Annotated in this window: 5 protein-coding genes; all 5 read right to left on the bottom strand. The window is 59.4% G+C overall.

Going from position 1 to position 12,842, the window contains the following annotated elements; translation table 11 throughout:
- Positions 1 to 8: 8 nt before the first annotated feature.
- The 5 genes from CQ009_RS01745 to CQ009_RS01725 all read right to left on the bottom strand — a co-directional run bounded on the left by CQ009_RS01745 (position 9) and on the right by CQ009_RS01725 (position 12,794).
- Positions 9 to 4,607, bottom strand: coding sequence for a dermonecrotic toxin domain-containing protein (locus CQ009_RS01745; RefSeq protein WP_105704700.1), 4,599 nt, complete (start codon positions 4,605 to 4,607; stop codon positions 9 to 11).
- Positions 4,608 to 4,752: 145 nt separating this feature from the next.
- Complete coding sequence (locus tag CQ009_RS01740) at positions 4,753 to 9,324, bottom strand: dermonecrotic toxin domain-containing protein (RefSeq protein ID WP_105704699.1); 4,572 nt, start codon at positions 9,322 to 9,324, stop codon at positions 4,753 to 4,755.
- A 149-nt stretch (positions 9,325 to 9,473) separates the two neighbouring features.
- A complete protein-coding gene (locus CQ009_RS01735) occupies positions 9,474 to 10,574 on the bottom strand; it encodes a polyamine ABC transporter substrate-binding protein (RefSeq protein WP_105704698.1) in 1,101 nt (366 codons plus the stop codon).
- Positions 10,571 to 11,596, bottom strand: coding sequence for a histone deacetylase family protein (locus CQ009_RS01730; protein WP_064389614.1), 1,026 nt, complete (start codon positions 11,594 to 11,596; stop codon positions 10,571 to 10,573). The genes CQ009_RS01735 and CQ009_RS01730 overlap by 4 nt, the downstream gene beginning before the upstream one ends.
- A 205-nt stretch (positions 11,597 to 11,801) precedes the next feature.
- Positions 11,802 to 12,794, bottom strand: coding sequence for an AraC family transcriptional regulator (locus CQ009_RS01725; protein WP_064389613.1), 993 nt, complete (start codon positions 12,792 to 12,794; stop codon positions 11,802 to 11,804).
- Positions 12,795 to 12,842 lie beyond the last annotated feature (48 nt).

Genomic DNA, 12,842 nt, shown 5'->3' with positions numbered 1-12,842 from the left:
TCAGGGTTTTACGCTTCGGCGGGGCGCACCTGTTGAGGATGAAGAAACAGATCCCGTACCGCTGGAGTGACGATCCGGCGCAGCAGATTATCCACCGCATCGAAGTGCTCCAGCTCCTGGCGTGATTTGCTCGGCAGATTTTGCAGATAACTGTCGGCAAACTTCAGGTGCGCGGCAGTGAAGTGCTCATCCGGATCAGCCAGTTTGTCGTAATGGAAGTGTGCGACCCAAAGGGTTTTGTTCTGGCGGCTGATATCGAGGATCCGATATTCCTGAAAAAAATCTTTGCGTTGTTTCGTGCGAATGCGGCCACGCTCGTCTTTGACGATCTGCACCAGATTGTGCTCGTGTAACCACTGCAGATAGCTTTCTCGCGGCCTGCGGCCGGTAAGCATACTGCCGTAGATACTGATGCCTTCGCCGCGCAAACGTGTCGCGGCCGTGCGCAGTTCGCTAGCCAAAGTTGCAATCGGAAAATCGGCACTTCTGCGCGCAAATATTTCATCGACACTCACCGCCGCCTGATCGAGGCGAGTGGCCTGTTGATCGAACAGATCTTTCATGTCTGCCGGAATTCGCGAGGGTCGTTGCGCATCGATGCGCAGGCGTTTGATGAACGCTTCGAGTCCGGCGATCATCGACATGGCGTTGTCCACCAGCGGTTCGTCGCCCAGAGCCGTTACAGGTAACATGCGCCTGGCCGGAGCGCGCACGATAGGCATTTGCTCGACTACCGGCGCGGGTTCTGGAGCAGCCCTGCGAGGTTCGATGACCTGTGGCCGTGCCCGGTTGACCCGCCCGACCGCGCGCGAAGCCGCGGGGGCCGGTTCGAGTCTGGCCATCGCCGCAAGCGGAAGCTCTTCAGGTTCCGGCAATGCCTTGAGCAGGGCCTCACGTGCCATCTCATGAAACCCTTCCACCAACTGCTGAACCCGCAGGAAGCGTTCGGTTTGCAGTTGCGCGGCGGAGCTGTCGAACACTTCTTGCAGGCGCCGTTTGGCATCGGCCAGACGGTCGACCAGCGCACTGAGCCTCACGACCGCCACGGCTTGTGTCTCGGCAGGTTGTGCCCTGTTGCGGCGCTCGGCCAAACCATGCCCGGCGTCGGCGGCGCCCTCGAAAATCGGCACAATCAGTTGCCGTAGCGGATCCAGAGTGCTGTCCGGTGCATCGCGCAATGACAGCTCGATGGACATACCGATTTCATTGGCGTGCAGGTCTCGACGCGAGAATGAAGGCAGCAGCCTCCTGAGGTCACCCGCGACGTTCTGGGTTGCGCCGGAGTGATAGTTGAGCCTTTCGAGCGAAGCGTGCAGTTGATCGAGGCGTTCGACCATTTCGTCGCTCACGGCAATGGCGTTGCGCCCCGCGGTCATCTGGGTCTGGCGTGAACGGGTTTGCGCTGGCTCTGCCGGGTTGATCTGTGGCAAGACGATTTTTGCGTATTCGCGCAGCTTCATGCGCATCCAGCCGCTGAGGAAGCGATGCTGTTCGACGGTCATGCGCATCAGTTGCGATTGATAAAACACCCCGGCACCGCCGGCTTCACGCCACTGCTCCAGTGTCGCCAGCGCCCCGGTGTAGGAGCTGGCGAGCTCATCGGCCTTGGTGATGTAGAGCGTGATTTCAGCCTCGGACAGCGGTGCTTGCTCGTCAGCCTCGTTCAGGGGCTCCAAGGCTTCGCTCAGGTCGGCCTTGCGTCCGGCTTCCTGTTCGATGAACCGATGCAGTACCTGCCACGTGTCAGCCTTGCGCTTGGCCTTTTCGCGGCGTAGCGCCTCGATCCTCCCGGTCGGTCCACCGCCGCGCAAGCGCAACCTCAGTTCCCAGTGCCAGCGAGCAGCTTGCGTGTCGAAACGGATGCTCAAACCCGGATGAGCAGGGTCGGCGGGATCAAGGGCGAATACAGGCTCGTCGACTTGTGCGCTGACTTGAAACCAGCGCTCGCCAACCTGGGCATAGAGCTTGCCTTCGGATGCATAGAGATGATCGGCGTTGGGACGCGCTCCTTCGGGGAGGGAGGGTTTGGTCACCTTCATATGATCGATGGTTTTCAAAAAGGCGCTTTGCGAGTCGATGCGCGTCAGTTTCGCCGGCGCCAACAGGGAAAGATGAGCCTCGGGCAGTGGAGTCGTGATGGGCGTGTTGTCATGCGTAATCTTCGGTTCCTTGCGTAGCAGCGGCGCAGGAGGGGGCAATTCTGTGCCCGACGCATGCTTGAGCGCTGTTTTTTCACTCCGCGGGCTGGAAAGCCGAAGCCGGCGAACAGCGATGCGTTGCCCAAGCAGAATGCCCAGCGTCAGCAGAACATCACCGATCGATGACCATTGAGCATACGTATCACCCTGCTCGTGGGCATCCTGCGCCTGCTGGATCTGGGCGATGGTTTGCCAGACCCAGACAGCGGTGCCTGCCGGGCCGCTGAGAAAATTGGCAGCGACGCTAAAAATCGCCCAACTGCTGTCTGCCAGGATCGCCCAGCGGCGCTCGGCATTGGAGGTAGACTGGCGATCGGCAAGATCAGCCAGCGCCTGGCTGTGGCTGGTGAACAGGGTTGTGTAAATGTCAGCGCTCAGCGGCGTGTCCGCGAGGTTTACGGCGGCCGTCAGATCGAGGTGGATGAAGGGTTCGAAAGCCAGCTCGGTAATGGTCCACGGCGAGGGCAGGCCGCTCGAAAAAACGTATTGGGCGTAGTCGAAACTCAAGGATCGGTTGGGCAGCCAGGCCAGTACCGAGTCGCGCAGTTCGCCGGGTTGGTAGAGCGCATACAGCATGTTCTGCGCAGAGGGGAACTGCCGCAACGGTTGATCCAGCAGTGGCCGATAGAGCAGGCAAGGGCCGTCCTTACCCGCAGGTGGGCCGATGATATACATGTTCGCGACGGTGTCGGGGGTGCTGCCCAAACGAAAGCGCGGCATGAACGCCAAGGGGCGGATCTGCACGGGCCAGTCAGCGACGGCGCTGTTATCGGCAATCGATTTGACCAACTGGCGAACCTGGCGGTAACCCCGCTCGTCGATATCGCCCTGGCGCTTGAGTTTGCATTCCAGCGCCAGCAGCGGCAGCAGCAGTGGTAACTGCCGGCAGTAGCGGGTCTGGTAAAGACGCGCCTGTGGCGCATCGTCGATCAAACTGGTTTTGATCAGTTTCGGATAATTTTCGCCGATGTTGACCTTGTCTGCCAGACGCACCAGCAGATCCACGGTCAGCCAGCCCGGTGTGGGCGTCGCATCAGCGTAGGCGATCTTGGCGAGGTAGGGCCGGATGTTATGCAGAGCGAATTCGCCAAGTGTCTGCACGCGAGTGCTGAAGGGATCGGGCAGGGTCAATCCACCGGCCTCAAAGCTCTGGGTGACGGTGATCCGTACTTGATCCGGACGCAGTAGTGCTGTTTCTTTGGCGGGCCTGGCGGCAGTAATGGCTTCGCGCATCTGCTGTTGGGCATAGTCGGCGATAAGTGCAATCTTGTTGACGTCGAATGCATCGCTGTCGGCGTCTCTGAGCCTGCCCAATTCCGTCAGGTATCCGCTGTAGGTCTGGATATCGTCCAGTGATCCGGCAATCAGCCAGTCGGGGATGGCCTCGTCGAGAAGTCCAACGCGTCCATCGCCGGCTATCTCCTCACGGCCACTGTGCTCTTGAGGCGAAATGAACCTGATCAGCGGCGAGCGGCTCATCGGGTCAAGCGCATCGATCGAATCGATCTGGCAGCTCACCAGTGCCCGAACCAAGGCATCAAAGATATTGCCATCGGGTTCATACAGTCGCCATTTCAAGGTCTGACCGCTCAGCTCCATGTCGATTCGCTCAGGCAGGGTGGCGCCCAGCTCCGCCAGCGAGCTGAACGATTCAAAGCCTTCATCGATGGTGTACATCGTGACCAGCTCCCGGCTGCCCAGCTTCGCCGTCAACACCAGCGCGCCGGCGACCATCAGATGCCGGGTCCGATTGGCCTCCGCGAGTTCGAAGGCGAGGTCGAGATCGATCAGGCTGGCACGCACATCAGACAGGCCTGCGTGGGTTGTTGCGCGCGAGGCTTTTTCCGGAAATGCCGAGACATGGCGTGCCAGGCTGCATTCGTTGGTATCCCAGCCTTTGATCGACTGCACATCAAGGGTTTCTTTCAGGGTGTCAGCCAGCTGTTGCCAGCGCGGTATTTCTTCTTCGGTGGCGTTCCAGTAATCCAACTGGTTTTGGGCGAAAGCAAGAAACAATGCCGGCGCATTTTCGTTGAGCATTTCACTGATCGCATCCATACCGACGGGTAAATGGACCGGGTCTTCCATCTCGGGCGCCAACGTCAGAAAGTGTTCACCTTCTATGTAGTTGGCAGTCTCGCCGGTAAACGCCAAGCGCGCCAATACGTGGGGCAGGGATTCGAATCGGCTGCTGTGACTGAGCATTTTCTGCCCTTGCTGGTGCCAGACAGGAGTCATTAACATGATGTCGTCCGGAGCGACCTGCAATTGCGCAAAGTTTTTCTTCAGGGCTTTGCGCAGCATCTCTACAGCAGCCTCTTGCAAGGTCGGTCCGCCGCTGGTCTGTTCCACCAGTCGGCTTTTTTTGAGCAGCGGCGGGGCGATGATCGTTCGGGTAGATTCACTCATTGGGTAGACACCGGTTAGAAGGTGGACGGTGCGGCAAATGCCGCCTGCCACGGACATTAGCGAGGCGTCCAACAGCACGGGTGGTAGATATATATAGGATGAAAAAAAAGCCCGCACATGGCGGGCAATTGATCCGGTTGAGTGATCAGGAAAAGAACAATGAAGCGGCCTGGGCATGGCTTATGACGCTGCGGTGGATGGCGATCAGTTCCTGATTACTGCGGCCCTCACGCTCGACATAGGCACCGCCCAGCCGACGCTGCTCGACGGTTTTCAAATGCGCGGCGGTGAATGACGGCAACGGGTCGTCAAGGTTTGCGTAGTGGAAGTGGGCGTACCACAGGACTTTACCGCCCTGCTTGTCGAGAATCGGGTATTCGAGCAGATAGTCTTTGCGTGGGCCTTTGAGCCGGCGGCGTTCGGTGGATCGAGTAATCGTCACTTCTTGCTTGCTGTACAACCATTCGACTCGCGCCGCAGTCGGGGGCTGCTGTTTGGTAAGTTCAATCCTTGCGGTTCGACCCGTGGCATAAAGGGCTGTGGCTTCGCTTTCGAGTTGCTGGCGCACTTCGGTAGCGGAAGCGGTTTTGCTTTCGACGTGATTGCCAGAGGTGAGTGCTTTGTCGATCTTGTCCATGGCATCGCGCAGGCGCGTGGCGTGCAGATAATAGATCTCCTCTATCTCCGTGGGATTGCGTTGCGCCCGTGCCATGTGTGACTGGGTGCGCTGCCTGAAGGCTGGCAGTTCGTCGAGCAATTCCCTGGCGCTCTGCAGGCTCTTCGAAAGCCCGGGGCCTGGCCTTGGCAATCCGACCGGTTTGGCAGGTACTCTCTCGACCCAGTTGCCCGGGGTTTTTTCGTGAAAAGTGGCAATCACTTTACCGGTCAATGGCGCCACCACATCGACCAGATCGCCGTCCTGCCCGCCGTCACTGCGCCTTGGCTGACCGACCAGTGTGCCTTTGTAGCGGGTCTTGATGATTTTACGCGCGGGGGGCTGTGACGATTTCGATGGTCCGGCGACCGGCTCCACCAAACGTTGCTCGCGCAACAGATTGGACAGGTGCTGTACGGCATTCTGATGGAATTCGCCGACGTGGCGCTTCACTTGTTCCAGTCGTTCGCTGATCACGTACTGTGGATATTCACTGACCAGATCGCCGAACCTCTGATCGATGACGTCGAACTGTTCCACCAGATTGTTCATCGCCTCAACGCGCTCACCGAGCTGGTTGAAACTTTCTTCGGCGCTCAGGTCGATTACGCTCTGAATGTTCAGAGAGGCATCCTCGACGAGGCTTTCCAGGGCGGCACGTGCACCCTCGCGAAACTCTCCCGCTTCGGCCGACAGACACAGTTCCTGGCCCAACGTGATTTGCAGCATCTTCAAATCTTCCAGCGAGAAACTGGGCAGCCTGGCTTTGTACTGACGGGCGACATCGACGGCTTCTTTGCCGAGCAGGTTCAACTCGGCGAAACGGCTGTGGGCAAATTCTATTTTGTCGATGATGCCCTGCGTCAGCTCAGCCATCTTTGCGAAAGGTTCGGAGCGGTCTGCAGCAGCCTCGCTGGCGTCCTCGTCAAGCAGCACGAGTGTCTGCGCAAGGCTTTCGCGAAATGCCGTGTAGGTCTCGTCGATCCAGCCTTGCATGAGGAACAATTGCAGGGAAAGGCGTTCGAGCATTGCGCTGCGGTAGTTGGGTATCGCCTCAAGCAGATTCAGCGCTTTCAGGCTGTCGATGTTAGCGCTGTATTCCTTTGCTTGAGCGTCGAGCGTATCGAGAAACGTCTGCCGGGCACTTTCAGCATTTTGTTCGGTGGCCTCCAGCATGGCGCGTCGAACGTTGACCAACTCGCTGCGCTTGCCAGCCAGGCCGGCGTCGAATACAGCAATGTCGCGTTTTTTCTGCTCTAACTTCTTCGCATTCTGTTTCAACAATTTTTGGCGTTGACTGTTGAGGCCGCCGGCGCGCAGGCGCAGGCGTAAATCGACAAACCATTGCCCACGCGCATTGGCGAGCAACAGCGGACCGGTGCGCATGGGTTGCTGGCGCGTGTCGATGATCTGCACATCTTCATTGTCATTGAGACCGACTTCGAACCAGCGTTCGCCGACCTTGGCGTACCACTTTTGCCCGGCGCTGCGAAGATGGCGGTACGGGCCTTTGGTCGCGGCTGTTGCCAGTGGTTCCGGTCGGTTCACCTTCAGGCTGTCGAGTACCGTGCCCAGGTTCGAAGACGATTGTTCCAGGGCTCCGAGCACGTGCAGCGACAGCTCGTGATTGCCCGGCAGTTCAGCGCCACTGATGTCCGCAAGACGATTGAAGCGAATGCTCGCGGGCGCTGCGGGTTTGCTGGCTGGAGGGGTTTTCTCGGGGAGAACGCCGGATGGCGCTCGCTGCGGTTGCTTGCGTGTCGCCGCTCGATGCGCGAGCGCCATGCCCAGCGACAGCAGGATGTCGGTCAGCGCGGTCCAGGGCACGGGTTGCTGCTGGTTTTGTGCATCGGTGACCTCTTGCAGGTCGTCCATTATTTGCCAGATCCACGCCGCAGTACCGACGCTACGCCCCAGAAACGGCAACGCCGCATTGAACAGTGCCCAGCCACCGCGCTTGAGTGTGGCCCAGCGGGCTTCGACATTCGACACCGACACGCGATCGGCCAAAGTGATCAGTGCCTCGGCGTTGGTTTTGAACAGGCTTGCCAATACTTCCGGCTCGATCACCTGGCCAGACATAGTCACGTTTGCACGGTCATCTGCCGAGCCTGGATCGATCAACAGTTGCGGAATGGTCCACACGGAAGGCAGGGTTCCGGGAAAAACGTATTGCGAATAATCGAAGCGTACCTTGTCCGGCAACCAGGCCAGTACCGACTGGCGCAGTGTGGTCGAATGCTTGATCGCATACAGCAGATTTGTCCTTGACGGGTATTGCAGCAGCGGTACATCGAACAGCGGACGATAGAGCAGACAGGGCCCCTTGTCCGCATCGCGTGGGCCGATCACGAACATGTTGAGCACTTCGTCTGCGCTATCGCTGGCCTTATCACTTTTGACGAACGCCAGCGGGCGCACGACGATATCCTCGCCATCGACACGCCTGTCCGTTGGTTCCACAGCCAGCGCCGCCACGACGTAGCGATAACCTTGTTCATCGATACCTGCTTCGCCGCGGATCTTGTGTTGCAGCGCCAGCAACGACAATTCAACGGGCAATTGACGACTGTAGAGCTGCTGCAGGCGTGCAGCCTGGGTTTTGTCTTCGACCAGGCGCTGCTCGAGCAACTGCGGATAGGTCTTGCCGATATCGACCGACGTGACCAGGTTTTTCAGGTAGGTGGCGGTCATCCATGTCGGCACCGGTGTCGAACTGTTGCGGTAGCGCACCGACAGGTCGCCCAGTGGCAGGCCGGCGAGATTCTGCAGCGCCAGATCAACCAGGGACAAGGTCAGGGTCTGCGGTTGCTCCGGTGCGACAAACGTGCCCCAGACCACAACGCTGGTATCGGTTATTTCCACGTCTTGCAGCTTGAAGTCCTGGGTCGGTGTGCGATCGATCGCCTTTTTCAGCTTGTCGAGGGTAAAGGCCTGGATATCGGGGATTTCGCTCTGAAAACTCTTGCCCGAATTCTGCTGCTGCACGGCCACCAGATCCAGCAGGTGCCGGCTATACCGGGTCTGGTCTGCGGGCGAGGCATTGTCCAGCCAGGACGGCAGGGCGTGTTCGGTGTGGGTGAAGCGACGGGACAGGTTTGACTCGGCGGCCGGGCTGGCACCGCTGCCCAGATGGGCGAGAGCAATCGAGTCATTTCGACTTTTGAAAAAGTCGACCTCGCCGATCGCCTGGGCTTCCAGCGCAATCAGCGCGCAGGCTTGCTGATCGAAAAAATTGCCTGTTGGCTCGAATAGCCGCCATTGCACTTGAAGCGCATCGGCGCCGGGCTGCAGAGGCCACTGCAAGGACTTTTCCAGGTCGGTGAAGCTGTCGAAGCACTGGAATCCCTGAGGAACCGAATGCGTGAGGATGATGGTCCGTTCGCCTTTGCTGCCGAGCAGAACAGCCGTGTCGAGGACATTGAGATGGCTACGGTCGGTGGTATCGCCCAGATCAAGATCGATCAGACAGGTACGAGTCTGATAGGTGTCCTCGAGCGCTCGTTCGGTTTTGTCCGGGTTCTTGAAAACGCCTAGCGCCATTGCCCGTTGATCGGCATCCCAACCGTTGTCGGCGCTGACGTTCCAGACCTGCTGCAAGGTCTCTGAAAGTTGGTGCCAGCGCGGTACGGAAGGGCTGATGGTTTCGTTCCAGTAGTCGATCTGCTGTTCTTCCAGCGCCGTGAGCAGCAGCGGGGCGAGTTCGTTGAGCAAGGCGCCAACCGCTTCGATGTCTACGGGTAACTGGACACAAGGCATGACGTCCGGTTGTTCGGTAAGAAAATGTTCGCCGTCAATGAGCGTGATCGCGGTGCCTGACAGAGCCAGCCGTACCAGTGCATCGGTGAGCGACTCGAAATGGTAGGGCCCCGCGACGATTTGCCGGCCATCGGAGTGCCAGGACGGCGTGGCAACAATGGCCAATGTCGGATCGATGACCTGTTGCGGGTATAACTTTACTAGGGCAGGAAGCAAGGCGTTCGCCGCCACTTCACTGAGCGACGGGCCACTCACCAGTTGGCTGAGTACATCGATGGCGCTGGGCGCCGGTTTCTCTGACATGACCATATCCTTGGCTGACGTTTGCGGCCGCTGCGATGCGCAGCGCCGGACGACAGCACGTTAGGTCAGTGGCCGTGGCGGCAGGTGGTACATAGTTATCGCAGGCAAAAAAAGACCCGCAGGTGCGCGGGTCTTTTCTGGCAGAGCTCTCAAGTCCCTGATTTGATTTTGGTCCAGGCCCGGGTGCGTGCCCGCTCGGCATCACGGGGCAACGGTTGCAGGGTGTACAGCGTGCCCATCGCCGCATCCGTCGGGTACAGGTTGGGATTGTTGCGGATCGCCGGGTCGACAAGTTCCGTGGCGTCCTTGTTCGGATTCGGATAACCGACAAAGTCGCTGACCGGTGCAATCACCGCCGGCTGCAGGAGGTAGTTGATGAAGGTGTAGGCGTCCTCGGTGTTCTTCGCGCCCTTGGGAATCGCGAGCATGTCGAACCAGATCGGAGCACCTTCCTTGGGCAGGCGCATATCGACCACCACACCGTTCTTGGCTTCCCTGGCGCGGTTGGCGGCTTGCGAGAAGCTGCCGGAATAGCCGACCGCCACGCAGATGTCGCCGTTGGCGATATCGGCCATGTACTTGGACGAATGGAAATAAGTCACGTACGGACGGATCTTCATCAACAGCGCTTCAGCCTTGGCGTAATCCGCCGGGTTCTTGCTGTTCGGATCGAGACCCAAGTGTTGCAGGGCCAGTGGCAGAATTTCCGACGGCGAGTCGAGCAGGGCGACACCGCACTGCTTGAGCTTGCTGATGTTCTCTTCCTTGAAGATCAGGTCCCAACTGTCCACCGGCGCATTGTCGCCCAGCGCCGCCTTGACTTTCGCCGGATTGAAACCGATCAGGATGGTGCCGTACATGTACGGCACGGCGAATTTGTTGCCCGCATCGTTGGCTTCGATCAGCTTCATCAGTTTCGGATCGAGGTGGTTCCAGTTCGGCAGCTTGCTGCGATCCAGCGGCTGGAATACCCCGGCCTCGATCTGCTTGGCGAGAAACACGTTGGACGGTACCACCACGTCGTAGCCGGAGTTGCCGGTGAGCAGCTTGGCCTCCAGCGCTTCGTTGGTGTCGAAGATGTCGTAGACCAGTTTGGTCTGGGTGTTCTGCGCTTTGAAGTCTTCGAGCGCCTTGGGCGTGATGTAGTCGAACCAGTTGTAGACGCGCAACGTGCGTTCTTCAGCGTGGGCGGTCGTGCTCATGAGTGCGGCGCACAGGGCTGGCGCGATGAGGTGTGTGAGGGTTTTCATTGCTCAAAACCTTCCAGCACGTTTACCGCGTTGATGCCGATTTCTTCCACGGCGTAACCGCCTTCCATGACGAACAGGGTCGGTTTGCCGAGGGCGGCAATACGCTTGCCCATCGCCAGATAATCCGGGCTGTCGAGTTTGAATTGCGAGATTGGATCGTCCTTGAAGGTGTCGACGCCGAGCGACACGACAATGATGTCGGCGCCGTAGCGGTCGATCTCCTCGCAGGCTTGATCCAGCGCTGCGCTCCACACGTCCCAGCCAGAACCGGCCGGCAGCGGGTAGTTGAAATTGAAGCCTTCACCGGCGCCTTCTCCGCGTTCGTCGTCATAGCCGAGGAAGAACGGGAATTCCGCTTCCGGGTGACCGTGGATCGAGGTGAACAGCACGTCGCTGCGCTCGTAGAAAATCGACTGCGTGCCGTTACCGTGGTGATAGTCGACGTCGAGGATCGCGACCTTTTTGTGGCCCTGATCGAGGAACGCTTGTGCGGCGATGGCGGCGTTGTTGAGGTAGCAATAACCACCCATCAAGTCGCTGGCGGCGTGGTGTCCCGGTGGACGGCACAGGGCGAAAGCGCTGCGTGCGCCGCGCTGGATTTCCGCCTGGGCGGTGAGGGCCACTTGCGCCGCGCTGTAGGCCGCTTGCCAGGTGCCGGCGGTGATCGGTGCGCCGCCATCGAAGCTGTAATAGCCGAGCTGGCCATGCAGGCTGGTCGGTTTGATTGCGCGAAGGGTTCGTGCCGGCCAGGTGTAGGGCAGCAGATCACCGTCGGTGTTGAATTCGGTCCAGCGATCCCATGCCCCCTTGAAGAAGTCGAGATAGTCGCGGCTGTGGATGCGCGCGATGGGCTCCAGTCCGAAGTCCTTCGGCGCCTCGACCGCGCCGAGGTTCTGGTTTTGTACGCGCTGCAAGACGTGGTCGGCGCGCGACGGCATTTCGAAGCACGGTTTGAGCTGGCCATCGATGAGTTCGCAGCGGCCATGGTGCAGGTGGTGATCGTCTGAGTAGATCGTCAGCATTTGTTGTTCTCCGCAGGGCTGATTCGGTTGCCCCCAGTGTTGCGGCGCACAGCGAATCGGAGAACGGCAGGAAAGGCCAAAATGGGATCGATATGGCCAAAAATACTGACCACAATTCGCCCCCTGAGGATCAAAAGATCGCAGCCTTCGGCAGCTCTTACACCGATCCCTGTAGGAGCTGCCGAAAGCTGCGATCTTTTGACTTTCAAGCCCTGAATTGGCTGGGGGCGACACCGCTCCAGCGCACGAAGGCGTGGCGAAAACTCGCGGTTTCGCTGAAGCCAAGGGTTTCGGCGATACGGTAAATCGGCAGTTGATCCTCACACAGCATCTGCTTGGCCCGTTCAAAGCGCAGTTCATCGAGCAGTTCCTGGTAACTGCTGCCCATGTCCTTGAGGTGACGGCGCAACGTGCGCGGCGAACAGTTCATCTGCTGCGCCAGACCCTCCAGGCCCGGCGCAGCGTTCAACTGCGCACTGAGTAACCGACGGATGCGTCCGAGCCAGGCCTGACGCCCGGTGAACTCCAGATTCTGCTTGCGGCAGCGCTCTTCCATGGCCTGGTGAGTGATGGCATCGGCCAGCGGCAACGGCTGATCGAGCCAGCGTCGGTCGAAGGCGAACGCGTTGTCCTTGGTCGCGAAGTGCAGAGGGCTGTCGAAGTGTTCGGCATAGCTGTCGCGGTAATCGGGGGCGGTGTGTTCGAATCGTGTGGCCAGTAGCGGCAGGGGATGACCAAGCAAATCGTCGCAAATCACTTTCAGTGAGACCAGACAGAACTCGGCATTGAACACCGCCATCGCCGGGCTCTCGCGATAATCCGCCGCAACGAACCAGACGCGCTCGCCATCGTCTTCCAGGCTCAGTTCGAAAAGTGTTCCCAGCAACGCCGGATATCGGATCGCCAGGCGCAAAGCGTCACCGAAGGTGGCACAGGTCAGCAGCGCGTAACCGAGAATGCCGTAGCAGGAAACGTGCATGCGCCGGCCCAGTTCAAGGCCGATATCGTGCTTGAGCGCGACCGCATTGGCGCAGACCTGCATCTCCTGATTGGTGGTGATGCGTGTGTCGGCCCGGTGCAAATCTGCCGCACTGATGCCGCTGCCGGCCAGTAGCGCGTCGCTCGACAAGCCTTCGGCCTTGAAGGTGTTGAGTATCAGCGAAACGGCGTTGAGAGTCGTGAGGTGGGAGTGCAGCATGGGGGCCTCCGTTCGGGTTTGCAGGAAGCGAGCAAGTAGCGTGCCGCG

The organism is Pseudomonas sp. MYb2, assembly GCF_002979955.1.
Classification (GTDB): Bacteria; Pseudomonadota; Gammaproteobacteria; order Pseudomonadales; family Pseudomonadaceae; genus Aquipseudomonas.
The sequence above is the reverse complement of the archived record's forward strand: the minus strand, read 5'-3'. Positions and strand labels throughout refer to the sequence as shown.

Bases quoted from the DNA above. Each gene is read 5' to 3' on its own strand.
- CQ009_RS01735 (WP_105704698.1), bottom strand. From the start codon at position 10,574: ATGAAAACCCTCACACACCTCATCGCGCCAGCCCTGTGCGCCGCACTC.
- CQ009_RS01730 (WP_064389614.1), bottom strand. From the start codon at position 11,596: ATGCTGACGATCTACTCAGACGATCACCACCTGCACCATGGCCGCTGC.
- CQ009_RS01725 (WP_064389613.1), bottom strand. From the start codon at position 12,794: ATGCTGCACTCCCACCTCACGACTCTCAACGCCGTTTCGCTGATACTC.
- CQ009_RS01740 (WP_105704699.1), bottom strand. From the start codon at position 9,324: ATGTCAGAGAAACCGGCGCCCAGCGCCATCGATGTACTCAGCCAACTG.
- CQ009_RS01745 (WP_105704700.1), bottom strand. From the start codon at position 4,607: ATGAGTGAATCTACCCGAACGATCATCGCCCCGCCGCTGCTCAAAAAA.